Source organism: Rhodococcus sp. IEGM1339 (genome assembly GCF_050321925.1).
GTDB lineage: Bacteria > Actinomycetota > Actinomycetes > Mycobacteriales > Mycobacteriaceae > Rhodococcus > Rhodococcus pyridinivorans.
In genome coordinates, this window is record NZ_JBNQFT010000001.1 from 374,899 (window position 1) to 390,721 (window position 15,823).

12 protein-coding genes are annotated in these 15,823 nt (G+C 69.5%); 2 read left to right on the forward strand and 10 right to left on the reverse strand.

The window, feature by feature from the left end; all coding sequences use genetic code 11:
- Positions 1-38: 38 nt before the first annotated feature.
- Positions 39-977, reverse strand: coding sequence for a non-homologous end-joining DNA ligase (gene ligD, locus ACQR3U_RS01795; RefSeq protein WP_230809544.1), 939 nt, complete (start codon positions 975-977; stop codon positions 39-41).
- A gap of 134 nt (positions 978-1,111) precedes the next feature.
- Here ligD and ACQR3U_RS01800 point away from each other — a divergent pair, with 134 nt between their 5' ends.
- Both ACQR3U_RS01800 and ACQR3U_RS01805 read left to right on the forward strand, forming a co-directional pair.
- Entirely contained in the window at positions 1,112-2,650 is a 1,539-nt protein-coding gene (locus ACQR3U_RS01800) for an ATP-dependent DNA ligase (RefSeq protein ID WP_230809545.1), read from the forward strand.
- A 5-nt stretch (positions 2,651-2,655) separates the two neighbouring features.
- Positions 2,656-3,501, forward strand: coding sequence for an NAD-dependent protein deacetylase (locus ACQR3U_RS01805; RefSeq protein ID WP_024100600.1), 846 nt, complete (start codon positions 2,656-2,658; stop codon positions 3,499-3,501).
- A gap of 5 nt (positions 3,502-3,506) precedes the next feature.
- Here ACQR3U_RS01805 and proB read toward each other — a convergent pair whose 3' ends face one another.
- From proB to ACQR3U_RS01850, 9 genes are all read right to left on the reverse strand, one after another.
- The gene (proB, locus tag ACQR3U_RS01810) at positions 3,507-4,610 is read right to left on the reverse strand and encodes a glutamate 5-kinase (RefSeq protein ID WP_006551186.1); all 1,104 of its coding nucleotides are present in this window, start codon (positions 4,608-4,610) and stop codon (positions 3,507-3,509) included.
- Between the two features lie 51 nt (positions 4,611-4,661).
- The gene (obgE, locus tag ACQR3U_RS01815) at positions 4,662-6,119 is read right to left on the reverse strand and encodes a GTPase ObgE (protein WP_019289071.1); all 1,458 of its coding nucleotides are present in this window, start codon (positions 6,117-6,119) and stop codon (positions 4,662-4,664) included.
- A 141-nt stretch (positions 6,120-6,260) separates the two neighbouring features.
- On the reverse strand, positions 6,261-6,524 hold the full coding sequence (rpmA, locus tag ACQR3U_RS01820; RefSeq protein WP_006551184.1) for a 50S ribosomal protein L27: 264 nt from the start codon (positions 6,522-6,524) through the stop codon (positions 6,261-6,263).
- Positions 6,525-6,560: 36 nt separating this feature from the next.
- Complete coding sequence (gene rplU, locus ACQR3U_RS01825) at positions 6,561-6,872, reverse strand: 50S ribosomal protein L21 (RefSeq protein ID WP_006551183.1); 312 nt, start codon at positions 6,870-6,872, stop codon at positions 6,561-6,563.
- A gap of 234 nt (positions 6,873-7,106) precedes the next feature.
- The gene (locus ACQR3U_RS01830) at positions 7,107-10,427 is read right to left on the reverse strand and encodes a translation initiation factor IF-2 N-terminal domain-containing protein (protein ID WP_372477496.1); all 3,321 of its coding nucleotides are present in this window, start codon (positions 10,425-10,427) and stop codon (positions 7,107-7,109) included.
- Positions 10,428-10,872: 445 nt separating this feature from the next.
- On the reverse strand, positions 10,873-11,292 hold the full coding sequence (gene ndk / locus ACQR3U_RS01835; RefSeq protein ID WP_230809546.1) for a nucleoside-diphosphate kinase: 420 nt from the start codon (positions 11,290-11,292) through the stop codon (positions 10,873-10,875).
- Positions 11,293-11,301: 9 nt separating this feature from the next.
- Entirely contained in the window at positions 11,302-11,712 is a 411-nt protein-coding gene (locus ACQR3U_RS01840) for a DUF4233 domain-containing protein (protein ID WP_006551180.1), read from the reverse strand.
- Positions 11,709-13,130 carry a bifunctional tetrahydrofolate synthase/dihydrofolate synthase gene (folC, locus tag ACQR3U_RS01845; RefSeq protein ID WP_230809547.1) on the reverse strand — a complete coding sequence of 474 codons (1,422 nt, stop codon included), beginning with the start codon at positions 13,128-13,130 and terminating at the stop codon, positions 11,709-11,711. Before folC ends, ACQR3U_RS01840 begins: the two co-directional genes overlap by 4 nt.
- Entirely contained in the window at positions 13,127-15,787 is a 2,661-nt protein-coding gene (locus tag ACQR3U_RS01850; protein ID WP_230809548.1) for a valine--tRNA ligase, read from the reverse strand. The genes folC and ACQR3U_RS01850 overlap by 4 nt, the downstream gene beginning before the upstream one ends.
- Between the last annotated feature and the right edge of the window lie 36 nt (positions 15,788-15,823).

Below are 15,823 nucleotides of genomic sequence, written 5' to 3' on the forward strand. Positions count from 1 at the left end.
GCCACGTCTACCGGGCCACCGTTACCGGGCCATAGGGCTCACTCCGACGGCTTCTCGTCGCGTTCCGCCCATTCCAGGAGCGGATCGAGGGAGAAGACCGCGTCGTCGATACCCGAGTGCAGGTCGCCGAGTTCCTCGAACCGCTTCGGCACGGTCCGGATCGTGAAGTCCCGTGGTTCGAGGTCGTCGATCTCGTCCCACCGCACCGGAGTGGAGACGGTCGCCTCCGGCACACCGCGGACCGAATAGGCACTGGCGATCGTGTGGTCGCGCGAGTTCTGGTTGTAGTCGACGAAGACCGCCGACGGGTCGCGTTCCTTGCGCCACCATGCCGTCGTCACGTCGCCGGGCGCGCGTCGTTCCACCTCCCGCGCGAAAGCCCATGCGGCCCTTCGGACGTCGTCGAACTCCCATTCCGGCGCGATCCGGACGTAGACGTGCAGGCCGTCGCCGCCCGAGGTCTTCGGCCAGCCCACGGCACCGAGTTCGTCGAGCACCTCGTGCGCCACCTTCGCGACACGCCGGACCCGGTCGAAATCGCAGTCGGGCATCGGATCGAGGTCGATCCTCCACTCGTCGGGTCGCTCCACGTCGCTGCGCCGCGAGTTCCACGGATGGAACTCCACCGTGGACATCTGCACGGCCCACACGACGTCGGCGAGATGGGTCACGCACAGTTCGTCGGCATCGCGGTCGTAGCGCGGGAAGTGCACCCGCACGGTCTCGACCCAGTCCGGAGCCCCGCGCGGCAAACGCTTCTGGTGTACCTTCCGCCCTTCGAGCCCGTCGGGGAACCGGTGCAGCATGCAGGGCCGTTCGCGGAGTGCCCGGACGATCCCCTCCCCCACGCTCAGGTAGTAGTTCGCGAGGTCGAGCTTGGTCGCCCCGATCTCGGGGAAGTACACGCGCTCGGGGTGCGAGATGCGCACCGTGCGACCGTCCACGTCGAGTTCGACTGCATCGGCGTCCTTGCTCATCCGCGTCTCCCGTCCCTCCCTGCGTGGAGGCGTCCTGTGCACCATCCTGGCCTCTCGATTCCCACCCCGTGCGGAAATACACCCCGGCACACGATTTCCTCCGCTTGGCACGTCCGGGCGCTAACGTCGAAGCGATGCTGCTGCACTCGGTTGTCGACACCTCCGTCGCCGTCGCCGCCACACGGTCACGACGCACCAAGATCGATCTGCTGCGGGAATTACTCGGGCGCGCCGAACCTCACGAGGTCGAAGCGGTGGTCTCATGGTTGTCCGGAGAGATGACCCAGGGTCGCCTGGGTGTCGGTTTCCGCACCCTCGCCGGCCTCTCCGCACCGGTCGCCGACGATCCCGTGCTCGACGTCGACGAGGTATCCGGCTTCCTCGACCGCCTCGCCGGCATCTCCGGTTCCGGATCCACCGCCGCGCGGCAGCAACTGCTCCTGGATCTGTTCGAACGGGCCACCGAGGCCGAGCAGCGTTTCCTCGTCGCGCTCCTCGGCGGTGAGCTGCGGCAGGGCGCGCTCGAAGGGGTGATGACCGATGCGGTCGCAGCGGCAGCCGGTCTCCCCGTCGAACCGGTCCGTCGGGCGGTGATGTTATCGGGCCGACTCGCGCAGGCCGCAGCGGCGGCCTTCGAGGGTGGTGTCGACGCGCTGGCGGAGTTCGGCCTGGAGCTCGGCCGACCGGTCCGGCCGATGCTCGCCTCACCCGCCGAGTCGCTCGAGGCGGCACTCATCGAGTTCGACGGGGCGGTGAGCGTGGAGTACAAACTCGACGGTGCACGCATCCAGGTGCACCGCCACGAGGACGCGGTGTGGATCTTCACCCGCACGCTGCGCGACATCACCGCATCGGTCCCCGAACTGGTCGAACTCGTCCGGGCGCTGCCGTGCCGCAGTGTCGTGCTCGACGGCGAGACACTCGCGCTCACCGATGCCGGCCGTCCCCGACCGTTCCAGGAGACCATGAGCCGGTTCGGTGCCCGCTCCGGACGCGAACTGCTTCTCCACCCGTACTTCTTCGACTGCCTGCACCTCGACGGCGCCGACCTGCTCGACGAGCCGCTGTCGGTGCGTCGCGACCATCTCGCCCGCGTCGCGGGTGAGCACCGCATCCCCGCGCTCGTCGCTCCGGACGCCGACAGCGCCGAGGCGCACCTCGGTCACTCGCTCGGCAACGGTCACGAGGGCGTCATGGTGAAGTCGCTCACATCGACCTACACCGCCGGCCGCCGGGGCCGAGCCTGGCAGAAGGTCAAACCCGAGCACACCCTGGATCTCGTGGTGCTCGCCGCCGAATGGGGTTACGGGCGCCGCACCGGCTTCCTGTCCAACCTGCACCTCGGTGCCCGCGACCCCGACGGTGGTCCGCCGATCATGGTCGGGAAGACGTTCAAGGGACTCACCGACGCGCTGCTGCAGTGGCAGACAGAGGAATTCCCACGCCACGAGACACACCGCGACGAGCACACCGTCCACCTGCGACCCGCGATCGTCGTCGAGATCGAACTCGACGGAGTGCAGACGAGCAGCCGCTATCCGGGCGGGGTGGCGCTGCGCTTCGCACGGGTGCTGCGGTACCGGCCCGACAAGTCGGCCGCCGACGCCGACACCATCGATGCGGTCCGCGCGCTGCTGCCCGCGGCACCGGTTCCCGGAAGCCGCCTACCGTAGAAGGAGTGATCGACGTTCCACTCCGTTCCGACGACCTGCCCACTCTCCTGCACGGCCGTCGGATCGCTGTTCTCACCGGCGCCGGGCTGTCGACGGACTCCGGTATCCCCGACTATCGCGGACCGGACTCGCCGCCCCGCAACCCGATGACCTACCAGCAGTTCGTCGGCGACGCGGAGTTCCGGCAACGCTACTGGGCCCGCAACCACGTCGGCTGGAAGCACATGGACGCCGCCCGCCCGAATCCCGGGCACCGGGCGCTCGCGGCCCTCGAACGCGCCGGTTCCGTCGTCGGCGTGATCACCCAGAACGTCGACCTGCTGCACACGAAGGCCGGCAGCCGGCAGGTCGTCGACCTGCACGGCACCTACGCGCAGGTCCGATGCCTGTCGTGCGAACACCGCATCTCGCGGTTCACGCTGCACGAACGGCTGTGCGCGGCCAATCCGGGATTCGACGACCGGATGCGCGCGACGACCGGTCTCGAGGTCGCCCCCGATGCGGACGCGGTGGTCACCGACACCGAGGACTTCGTCGTCGTCGACTGCGAGCGCTGCGACGGGATGCTCAAACCCGACATCGTGTACTTCGGGGAGACGGTGCCGCGCCCGCGCGTCGATCTCGCCTTCTCGGTGGTGGACGGTGCCGACGCCCTGCTGGTCGCCGGGAGTTCACTGACGGTGCAGTCGGGGTTGCGGTTCGTACGTCGCGCCGTGCAGCGGAACATCCCGGTGGTGGTGATCAATCGTGGCCCCACCCGCGGGGATGCGCTGGCGACCCTCAAGCTCGAGGCGGGTACCTCGGAGACCCTCGCCTTCCTGGCCGACGCGGTGACCGCACCGACTTCGTGAGGTTCTCAGACCACCCGGACGAGGTCGTCGGCGTGCACGACGGGTCGCTGGAGATCCGGCGGCAGCTGACCGGTCGAGAAGCCGATCATGAAATCGAGTTCGGACGCGTCGTAGGCCACCACCCCGCGCGCGACCGTGCGGCCGTCGGGCGCGACGATGCCGACGACGTCGCCGGCGTGGAAACCGCCACTGGTGCCGGTGATTCCGGCGGCGAGCAACGAGCGTCGCCGCTCCATCACGGCCCGCACCGCACCCTCGTCGAGATACAGCGAACCGTGGACGTCGGCGGCGTGCCGCACCCAGAAACGCCGCGCCGACAGACGCTGTGGGCGGGCCGCGAAGGCCGTGCCGACGTCGGCGGCGCCCAGCGCACGATCGGCCTGGGAGGCCGCGGCGAGCAGCACCGGCACGCCGGAGTCCGCCGCGAGACGGGCCGCGGACAGTTTCGACGCCATGCCACCGGTGCCCAGCGCGCCGCCCGACCCGGCGACCACACCGTCGAGATCCTCGGGGGTGCGGACCTCGGGGATGAGGTTCGCGGAGCCCTTGCGGGGATCCCCGTCGTACAAGCCGTCGACGTCGGACAGCAGGATCAGCGCGTCGGCGCCGATGAGATGCGCGACGAGTGCAGCGAGCCGGTCGTTGTCGCCGAAGCGCAGTTCGACGGTCGCGACGGTGTCGTTCTCGTTGACCACCGGCACCGCCCCGAGCGAACGCAGCCGGTCGAGGGTGCGTTGCGCGTTGCGGTGCTGAGTGCGCCGGCCGATGTCGTCGGCGGTGAGGAGCACCTGGCCCACCGTGCGGTCGTAGCGGGCGAAGGAGGTGCCCCAGGCGTGGGCGAGGGTGAGCTGCCCGACGCTGGCCGCGGCCTGCTTCGTCGCGAGATCACGCGGCCGACTCGTGAGACCGAGCGGTGCGAGCCCGGCACCGACCGCACCCGAGGAGACCACGATGACACTCGAACCCGTGCGGATCCGGGCCTCGATGGCATCGACGAGACGATCGAGCCGGCCACGGTCGAGTCCACCCACCAGGCTCGTGATCGCCGACGAGCCGATCTTGACCACTACGCTGCGGGCGTGGGAGACGACCTCCCGGGTGTCGCTCATGTTCTCCTCGGTACGCTTCGGGCTTCCTGAACGGTGGGGACGCGCGGACGGTTACTCGAACTCGTCGTCGGTGGCCAGGCCGCGGCGCACCTTCTTCGCGTGGCGACGCTCGGCAGCGCCGACGCGGTCGACCTGGTCGAGACGGGCGTCGGTGCCGCGACCGGTGGGCACGACGTCCACGCCGGCCTGCGTCTGCGGTTCCCACTCGAAGCCGACCTCGCCGATGGTGACCCAGCATCCGGGTTCCGCGCCGAGCTTGACGAGCTTGTCCTCGACGCCGAGACGGGCGAGTCGGTCGGCGAGGTAACCCACGGCCTCGTCGTTGTCGAAGGCCGTCTGGCGCACCCACCGCTCGGGACGGGTGCCCCGCACGATGAATCCGCCGGGCACCTCGGGATCGCGGACCACGGTGAAGGCCTCCTCGTCGCGGGCGACGGGACGGATCACCGGGCGGGTGGGCGCGGCCGGCGGATGCGCCGCCCGGTACTCGTCGACCATCCTCGCGAGGGCGAACGTCAGCGGACGCAGGCCGTCGCGGCTCACGGCCGAGATCGTGAAGACCGGCCAGCCACGGGCCTCGAGTTCGGGGGTGACGAACTCGGCGAGTTCTTTCGCGTCGGGCACGTCGGCCTTGTTGAGGATGACGATGCGGGGGCGCTCGGCGAGGTCGCCGAGTCCGCTGTCGCCCGACAGCGCAGGCTGGTAGGCGGCGAGTTCGGCCTCGAGCGCGTCGATGTCGGAGATCGGGTCGCGGCCGGGTTCGAGGGTCGCGCAGTCGACAACGTGCGCGAGCACGGCGCAGCGCTCGAGATGACGGAGGAAGTCGAGGCCGAGGCCGCGACCCTCACTGGCGCCGGGGATCAGGCCGGGCACGTCGGCGACGGTGAAGGTCGTGTCGCCCGACTGCACCACACCGAGATTCGGCACGAGGGTGGTGAACGGGTAGTCGGCGATCTTCGGCTTGGCGGCCGACAGCACCGACACGAGCGACGACTTGCCGGCCGAGGGGAAGCCCACGAGGCCGACGTCGGCGACGGACTTCAGTTCGAGGACGAGGTCGAGTTCCTCGCCTTCCTCACCGAGGAGCGCGAAGCCGGGGGCCTTGCGTGCCTTCGACGCGAGTGCGGCATTGCCGAGACCACCGCGACCGCCGTGCGCGGCGACGAAACGCGTGCCGGTGCCCACGAGGTCGGCGAGGATGCGGCCGTCGCGGTCGAGTACGACGGTGCCGTCGGGAACCTTCAGGACGAGGTCGCCGCCGTTGGCACCGTTGCGGTGGCCGCCGGCGCCCTGGGCACCGTTGGTCGCCTTGGCGTGCTGGTGGAAGTGGAAGTCGAGCAGGGTGTGGACGTTCCGGTCGACTTCGAGGACGACATCGCCGCCGTTTCCTCCGTTACCGCCGTCGGGGCCGCCGAGCGGCTTGAACTTCTCGCGGTGGACGGAGGCGCAGCCGTTGCCGCCCTTGCCGGCGCTGACGTGCAGCACCACCCGGTCGATGAAGCGGGACATGGGTGGACCTTCTCTCGTCCTAAAAAAACAAACCTGGTGATCAACGCAACAAGGGCGGGTCAGGGTGTGCGACCCTGGCCCGCCCCTATTGGGAGTATGTCGCGGGAGCTGGTCCCGCGGTGTCCGTTACCGGACGGCAGATCAGGCGTCTGCCGCAGCCGGAACGATGTTGACGGTCTTGCGACCGCGCTTGGTACCGAACTCGACGGCACCGGCCGCGAGGGCGAACAGCGTGTCGTCGCCGCCGCGTCCCACGTTCACGCCGGGGTGGAAGTGGGTGCCGCGCTGGCGCACGATGATCTCGCCGGCGTTGACGGCCTGGCCACCGAAGCGCTTGACGCCGAGTCGCTGTGCGTTCGAATCGCGACCGTTACGGGAGCTGGATGCGCCCTTCTTGTGTGCCATGACGAACCCTCCTGGGGTTGAAGCTCGAAGCTCGGTTTACTTGATGCCGGTGACCTTGACGACCGTCAGCTTCTGACGGTGGCCCTGGCGCTTGTGGTACCCGGTCTTGTTCTTGAACTTGTGGATGCGGATCTTCGGGCCCTTGGTGTGCTCGACGATCTCGCCGGTGACCGAGACCTTGGCCAGCTTGTCGGCGTCGGTGGTCAGTTCGGATCCGTCGACGACGAGGACCGGGGCAAGCGAGACAGCAGCGCCGGGCTCACCCTCGATCTTCTCGACCTTGACGAGGTCGCCTTCAGCGACCTTGTACTGCTTACCGCCGGTCTTGACGATCGCGTACGTTGCCATCGGACGGCTACCCCTTGCTTCTTCGAACGTGCTCGCGCCACAGTGCTGCGGACGCGACTGGTCTGGTGTGGTTGCTGACTCGGGTCCCGCCGGCATCCTGAATCCGGACGCGGCTGGGCACTATCGCCGAGTAGCGACTGAACAAGATTACGGGAAGGTGACTCCCAGGGTCAAACCGGGTGGCACGGTAGTGCCCGCTTCCGGGCCGGTCGTGACCGGCCCGGAAGCGGAGGGTCACGCTTCGGCGTCCACCGGAGGTCCGGCGGGGCGCCCTGCGGCACGCCGCGAACGCGGCCGCCGCACGATCTCCACCGGCGTCTCGACCGGTGTGCTCGGCCGGGAGTCCGACTCGGCCCCCGTGGACGACCCGGTCGTCGCGGGGACGACGAACACCTTGGCTGTAGGCCCACCGTCCCCGGCGGGCGCTGCGGCCGCCCGGGCGACCCTGCGTGCCCGACGGCGACGCGGAGCCGGTCCTGCGGCCTCGACGGAAGCCGCTCCGTCGGTGCCCTCCCCTGCGCCGGAGACGGCCGTCTCGGACACGGCAGCCTCGGGAACAGCGGTCTCCGCGACCGCGGCTTCGGCTGCTGCGACCTCTGCCTCGATCTCGGCGGGCTCGTCGGAGGCCGTCGTCACCGTGGTGGCGTCCTCCCCTGCGACGGGCTCCTTCGTCGGTGCGGCGACCTTCTCGGGCTCGACGGCCCGCAGCGGCTCGGTGACCTTGACCGGGTCGACGTCGCCCGCAGGTGCGGACGCCGCCTCGGATGCGGTCTCGGTCGCTGCCGGCTCTGCGGCCGGAGCGTCCGCGGCCGGTGTCGAGTTGTGCGCGGCCATCGCGAGCGCGACGGGGTGCGCGGCACGCTTGACGACCTCTTCGGGCGACGGCGTCGTGTGCGTCTCGGCGGCGGGCTCCTGCGAACTCTTGTCGCGTCCACGCTTACGCCGCGAACCACCGCCGGACGAACGACCGGAGTCGTCCGAGGACTTCGACTCGATCGGCTCCGAGTGCACGATGAGGCCGCGGCCGCTGCAGTGCTCACAGGTGGTGGAGAACGCCTCGACGAGACCGGTCCCGAGCCGCTTGCGCGTCATCTGGACCAGGCCGAGCGAGGTGACCTCCGAGACCTGGTGGCGGGTGCGGTCCCGGCCGAGGGCCTCGGTCAGGCGACGCAGTACGAGGTCGCGGTTCGACTCGAGGACCATGTCGATGAAGTCGACGACGATCATGCCGCCGATGTCGCGCAGGCGCATCTGGCGGACGATCTCCTCGGCCGCCTCGAGGTTGTTACGGGTGACCGTCTCCTCGAGGTTGCCGCCGGAACCGGTGAACTTGCCGGTGTTGACATCGATGACGGTCATCGCCTCGGTGCGGTCGATGACGAGCGTGCCGCCGGACGGCAGCCACACCTTGCGGTCGAGAGCCTTCGCGAGCTGCTCGTCGATGCGGTGCGCACCGAAGACGTCCACCGAGTTCTCCGAACGGTAGCGCTCGACGCGCGGCAGCAGGTCGGGTGCGACCGTCCGGATGTAGCTCTCGACGGTGTTCCACGCCGAGTCGCCCTCGATGACGAGCTTGGAGAAGTCCTCGTTGAACAGGTCCCGCACGACCTTCACGAGCAGATCCGGCTCCTCGTAGAGCGTCTTCGGCTGGCCCGAGGCGTCGGCCTGCAGCTTCTCGGACTGCTCGCGGATCGACTCCCACTGCGTCTGCAGGCGGGTGACGTCGCGCGAGAGTTCCTCCTCGCTCACGCCCTCGGCGGCGGTACGGATGATCACGCCCGCCTCGGAGGGGACGATCTCGCGGAGGATGTCCTTCAGACGCTTGCGCTCGGTGTCGGGGAGCTTGCGGCTGATGCCCGTGGACGAACCTCCCGGCACGTAGACCAGGAAGCGTCCGGCGAGGCTGATCTGGGTGGTCAGACGCGCACCCTTGTGACCGACCGGGTCCTTGCTGACCTGCACGACCACCTGGTCGCCGGGCTTGAGGGCCTGCTCGATCTTGCGGGAGTTGCCTCCGAGGCCGGCGGCCTCCCAGTTCACCTCACCCGCGTAGAGCACGCCGTTGCGGCCACGGCCGATGTCGATGAACGCCGCCTCCATGGACGGGAGGACGTTCTGCACGCGACCGAGGTAGATGTTGCCGACCATCGACGCCGAACCGGAGGTCGTGACGAAGTGCTCGACGAGGATGCCGTCCTCGAGCACCGCGACCTGCGTCATGCCCGCGTGGGAACCGCCCGTGCGTTCGCGCACGACCATGACCCGGTCGACAGCCTCGCGGCGGGCGAGGAACTCGGATTCGGTGAGGATCGGGGGCCGGCGGCGACCGGCCTCGCGACCGTCGCGACGACGCTGACGCTTCGCCTCGAGGCGCGTCGAACCGCTGATGCCCTGGACCTCGTCCTTGGCGCGGCTCTTCGGACGCGGCTCCCGCTCGTGGACGACCGTGGGAACCGAGTCGTCGTCGGTGCTCGCGGTGTCGGTGTCGGAACCGCGACGGCGACGGCGACGGCGGCGACGACGGGACGTCCCCCCGCCCTGCTCGTCGTCGGTGTCGTGCTCGTCGCTGCTCTGCTCGTCGCCCGAGGCGGACTCGTCGGAGGTGCTCTCCTCGGTGCCGGCGGTCTCCTCGGCGGGAGTCTCCGCTGCGGTGGACTCCGCTTCGGCGGACTTCTCTGTCTCCGCGGCCGCGGACTTCTCCGTCTCCGCGGCGGCGGACTCGGAGTCCTCGCCGGTCGCGGTCGTCTCGTCCTGCTGGTCGGTGTCGGTGCCGTCCCCGCGTCCACGTCCACGACCGCGACGTCCGCGTCGGCGGCGACGCGGCTGGTCGTCCTGGTCTTCGTCCGCCTGGTGCGACGGCGCTTCCTCGGTGGACTCGGCGGCCGGCTCGGCGGTCTGCTGCTCGTCCTCGGCCGGTGCCTGCTCGGTGTCCTTTCCGCGGCGTGCGCGCCGGCGACGCGGGCGGGTCTCCTCTTCTCCCTCGGCAGGCGAGGGTACCTCGGGCTGGAGGAACAGCGGTGCAGCGACGATCGGCTCGGCCGTGGTGGACGGCTCGGGCATCTCGAACAGCGGCGTGCTCTGCTCCACCGACGTGAACAACCCGGTGGGTCCTCCGACGGAGGGGATCTCGACGGCCTGCGGTGCGGTCTCGTCCGCGGTCTTCTCGGCGGGTCGCAGCTCGTCGCTCTCGACCGGCGCGGCCTCGGCGGTCTCCGCAGCCTCGGCCGCAGGCTCGGGAGTCGTCTCCGCGGCAGGCTCGGGGGCGGTCTCGGCCTCGGGAGCCGTCTCGGCTTCCTGCACGGCGGGCTCGGCCGTGCCCGTGTCGTCGCTCAACGCAGCGTGCAGGTCCTCCGCGACGTCGCGTGGGAGGGTCGAGTGCGCACTGCGCAGCTCGGTGCCGCGCTCGGCGGCTTTCGCGATCACCTGCTTACTGGTCAGCCCCAGCAGCTTGGCGAGGGCATGGACGCGGATCTTGGCAGGCAGACCGAGGAGGTTCCGTCCCCCTGCGTCCGACGCTTCGATCGAGTTGTTCTCCGGCGGCTCTTGATCGGCCACGTAGGTCTCCTAAGGCCCCCGGGCGCGTCCACCACCGACAACAGCGATGTGAGCGGCCACGCGGGGGCGCAGCTTGTGTACTCGCGCCGGGTGGGCGCGAGTCCTTCCGGTCTCGCATCGCGCGGTCGTCCGGTGCCCGTTTTCACTGCACGGCCGAGCAATGCCTGGCTTGATCGCGGGTCGAGCGCCGGAACATCCAGCGTGCCGCCGAGCGAGGTGTCTCCTTCGTCCTCGGCCACAGCGATGTCGGGCATCGATCCGTGATGTCGTTCGGCCGCTCCGCACGCGGTGTGTGCGGAGCAACCTCTGCCAGTATCCCACACGGAGATGCACGGATACGCCAACGGCGCCCCGGAGGGCGCCGTCGGCGGTGTCGGGAGGCGCGAAGCGCGACGCCCCGAGAGGTTTCGTGAGCGACACGCCAGGCGCCGCTCGTGCGGGGCTGTTACTTCGCAGCCAGGGCGGGGAACCAGAGAGCGATCTCGCGCTTGGCGGACTCCACCGAGTCGGAGCCGTGGACCAGGTTCTCGCCCGGGTCCAGGCCGAGGTCGCCGCGGATCGAGCCGGGCACGGCCTTCTCGACCGGATCGGTGCCACCGGCGAGTTGACGGAACGCCGCGATCGCGCGCGGGCCTTCGAGGACCGCGGCCACGAGGGGGCCGCCGGTAATGAACTCGATCAGCGAGGGATAGAAGGGTTTGCCCTCGTGCTCGGCGTAGTGCGCTCCGGCGACCTCCTCCGTCGCAGTGCGCAGCTCGAGAGCCACGATGTCCAGCCCCTTGCGCTCGATGCGCGAGAGGATCTCTCCGACGTGACGGCGTGCGACGCCGTCGGGCTTGATCAGTACCAGGGTCCGCTCAGTCACGCGACAAGCCTAGAGGTCGTCCCGCTGGCCCGGCAGCAGACCCCTGGATTCGCGATCCCTGATGTCCTTGCGCAGGTAGAAGATGTACGCCCACACCGCGGCGAAGAGCACACCCACCGCACCGAACGCGAGGTCGACGAAGAAGCCGAGCACGGCGAGCACCTGCAGCGTGATGTTGAACGGGATCGCCCACGACTTCTTCTGCACCCCGGCTCCGAGGAACATGAGAACGGCGAGGCCCACGACGTAGGTCGTCGACCACGCGCTCAGTCCCCCGCCGACGGTCGCGATCACCGGCAGCACCAGCAGCACCACGATCGCCTCGAGCACGAGGGTTCCCGCCATCACGCCGCGGAAGCCCTTCCAGGGGTCCGTCGTCGGCGGCCGGAACTTCTGTTCCTCCGGCTTGTCGTTGCTCACGCGGGATCCTTTCCGAACAGACTGCGGGCCGCACCTGCGGTCACCACCGAACCGGTGACCACGACCCCGGCGCCCGACACCGCTTCGCCGGGCTCGCCGACCTCCTCCGCGATCGCGATCGCGGTTTCGATCGCATCCGGGAGCGTCGCCGCGGTGACGACCCGTTCGTCGCCGAATCGGGCGACGGCGATGTTCGCGAGATCGTCGACGTCCATCGCTCGCGGCGACCCGTTGTGGGTGACGACGATCTCGTCGAAGACCGGTTCGAGCGCCTCGATCAGACCTGCGACGTCCTTGTCGGCCATCACGCTCACGACGCCCACGAGCTTGCGGAAGTCGAATTCCTGGGCGAGCGCGGCCGCGAGGGCCTTCGCGCCGTGCGGATTGTGCGCGGCGTCGAGGAAGACGGTGGGCGCATTGCGCACCCGCTCGAGCCGGCCCGGCGTGGTCACCGACGTGAACGCGTCGCGCACCGCCTCGACATCGAGCTGCTTGCCGGGGCCCGCCCCGAAGAACGCCTCGACCGCGGCCAGCGCGACCGACGCGTTGTGCGCCTGGTGCTCGCCGTGGAGCGGCAGGAAGATGTCGGTGTAGAGACCCCCGAGACCCTGCAGGTCGATCTGCTGTCCGCCGACGGCGACCGCACGCCGCACCACCGCGAACTCGGATCCCTGACGGGCCACGGCCGCGTCGGCCTCGACGGCCTGCCGCAGCAGCACGTCCATCGCCTCCGGTTCCTGCTGCGCGATGATCGCCACGGTGTCGCGGGGCACGAGACCGTCGTCGGGTGCCTTCTTGATGATCCCGGCCTTCTCCCCCGCGATCTCCGTGAGGGTGTCGCCGAGATAGCCGGTGTGGTCGATGCCGACGGGCGTGATCACCGCGACCTGCCCGGTGACGACGTTCGTGGCGTCCCACCGTCCGCCGAGACCGACCTCGACGACCGCCACGTCGACGGGTGCATCGGCGAACGCCGCGAACGCCATGGCCGTGGTGACCTCGAATTTGCTCATCTTCGGGCCACCGGCCGCCTCGGACTGCTCGTCGATCATCCGGACGTACGGTTCGATGTCGCGGTAGGTGTCGACGTAGGTCCGCGGCGAGACCGGCGCGCCGTCGATGCTGATCCGCTCGGTGGCGAGCTGCAGGTGCGGGCTCGTCGTCCGGCCGACCCGGTGGTGCATGCGGGTGAGCAGCGCGTCGATCATCCGGGTTGTCGACGTCTTGCCGTTCGTGCCGGCCACGTGGATCGACGGGTAGCTGTTCTGCGGCGAGCCGAGGATGTCCATGAGCGCGGCGATCCGCGCCAGGGACGGCTCGATCTTCGTTTCCGGCCAGCGCTTGTCGAGCTCGGCTTCGACGAGCGTCAGTTCGGCCAGGTCCACCGGGGACGGCGCCCCCGGGGTGTCGGTGCTCACGCCGCGCCCAGCTCCTTCAGTCGTGCGGTGATCCGTGCGATCTCCTCTTCCGCGATCTGCTTGCGACCGCGGATCTTCTCGACCACCTGATCGGGTGCCTTCGCGAGGAAGGCCTCGTTCGACAGCTTCGCGGAGGTGCCCGTCAGTTCCTTCTCCGCGGCGGCGAGATCCTTGCGCAGGCGCGCGATCTCGGCGCCGACGTCGATGCTGCCGGAGGTGTCGAGCTCGACGGTGACCGTCGCGCGGCTCAGCCGGACCTCGATCGACGCGGTGGCCGAGAACGAGTCCTCCGGCGCGGTCAGGCGCGCGAGCGACTGCACGGCCGGCACCTGCGCGACGAGATCGGCGTCCTCGACACCGACGAGCCGGGCCGCGACCTTCTGCGACGGCTTGAGACCCTGGTCGCTGCGAAACCGGCGGATCTCGGTGACGAGCCTCTGCAGGTCGGCGACCCGCTGCGCCGCGGTCTCGTCGGTGGCGATGCCGGACGTCTCGGGCCAGGACGCGATGACGACGGACTCGCCGCCGGTGAGCACCTTCCACAGGGTCTCGGTGACGAACGGGATGACCGGGTGCAGCAGGCGCAGCAGCTGGTCGAGGACGGTGCCGAGCACAACCTTGGTGCCGTCGGCGTGGGCGCTGCCCTCGGCGAGCTGGACCTTGGCGAGCTCGAGATACCAGTCGCAGACCTCGTCCCACGCGAAGTGGTAGAGCGCCTCGCACGCCTTCGAGAACTCGTAATGATCGAAGGCCGCGTCGACCTCGGTGCGCACCTGCTCGAGGCGGTCGAGGATCCACCGGTCGGCGTCGGTGAGCTGCTGGCGGACCGGGAGCTCGCCGATCACCGCGCCGTTCATCAATGCGAACTTGGTCGCATTGAACAGCTTGTTCGCGAAGTTGCGCGACGACTGGGCGTGGTCCTCACCGACGGCGAGATCGCCACCCGGGTTCGCGCCGCGCGCCAGCGTGAAGCGCAGGGCGTCGGCGCCGAAACGCTCGACCCAGTCGAGCGGGTCGATGCCGTTGCCGCGCGACTTCGACATCTTCTTGCCGAACTGGTCGCGGACGAGGCCGTGCAGGAACAGATCCCGGAAGGGCACCTGTGCCTGGTGCACCGCGTCGTCACCCGACACGTAGGTGCCGAACATCATCATGCGGGCGACCCAGAAGAACAGGATGTCGTAACCGGTGACGAGAACGCTGGTGGGATAGAACTTGTCGAGCTCGGGGGTCTTCTCCGGCCAGCCCATCGTGGAGAACGGCCACAGGCCGGACGAGAACCACGTGTCGAGCACGTCCGGGTCCTGCTCCCAGCCCTCGGGCGCGCTCTCGTCGGGGCCGAAGCACTCGACCTCGCCGTTCGGGCCGTACCAGATCGGGATGCGGTGACCCCACCACAGCTGACGCGAGATGCACCAGTCGTGCATGTTGTCGACCCAGTCGAACCAGCGCGGTTCCTGGCTCGCCGGGTGGATGACGGTGTGGCCGTTGCGCACCGCGTCGCCGGCAGCCTTGGCGAGCTTGTCTACCTTGACCCACCACTGCATCGACAGCCGCGGCTCGATGGTCTCGCCGGACCGCTCGGAGTGGCCGACGCTGTGCAGGTAGGGGCGCTTCTCGGCGACGACGCGGCCCTGCGCGGCGAGTTCCTCGCGGATCGCGATGCGCGCCTCGAAACGGTCCATGCCGTCGAAGCGGGTGCCGGAGTCGGCGATACGACCGGCCTTGTCCATGATCGTGGGCATCGGCAGGTCGTGCCGCAGGCCCATCTCGAAGTCGTTGGGGTCGTGCGCAGGCGTGATCTTCACTGCGCCCGTACCGAATTCGGGGTCGACGAATTCGTCGGCGATGATCGGGATCTGCCGGCCGGTGATCGGGTGCTCGAGCGTCGTGCCGATGATGTCCTTGTAGCGCTCGTCTTCGGGGTGCACCGCGACGGCGGTGTCGCCGAGCATCGTCTCCACACGAGTGGTAGCGACGACGACGTGCGGCTCGTCGTCGTTCAGGGAGCCGTAGCGCAGGGAGACGAGTTCGCCCTCGACCTCCTCGAACTTCACCTCGATGTCGGAGATCGCGGTCTGCAGCACGGGCGACCAGTTGACCAGGCGCTCGGCCCGGTAGATCAGCCCCTCGTCGTAGAGGCGCTTGAACATCGTCTGTACCGCGCGGGACAGCCCCTCGTCCATGGTGAAGCGGTCGCGCGACCAGTCCACACCGTCGCCGATGCGACGCATCTGGCCCTGGATCATGCCGCCGGACTCGGCTTTCCACTGCCAGACCTTCTCGATGAAGGCCTCGCGACCGAGGTCCTCCTTCTTCTTGCCGTCGGCGGCGAGCTGCTTCTCGACGACGGTCTGGGTGGCGATGCCGGCGTGGTCCATGCCGGGCAGCCACAGCACCTCGTAGCCCTGCATGCGCTTACGGCGGGAGAGCACGTCCATGAGGGTGTGGTCGAGGGCGTGACCCATGTGCAGGCTGCCGGTGACGTTCGGCGGCGGCAGGACGATCGAGTACCCGGGCTTGTCGCTCGTGGGGTCGGCCTCGAAGTAGCCGGCGTCGACCCACTGCTGGTAGAGCTCCGCTTCGACGGCGCTGGGGTCCCAGCTCTTGGGAAGGGCGTCGGCGGGGTTCTGCGAGTTCTCTGGCGCACTGGTCACCCGTCAATCGTAAGCGTCGCGGCGAACCTCCTGGAC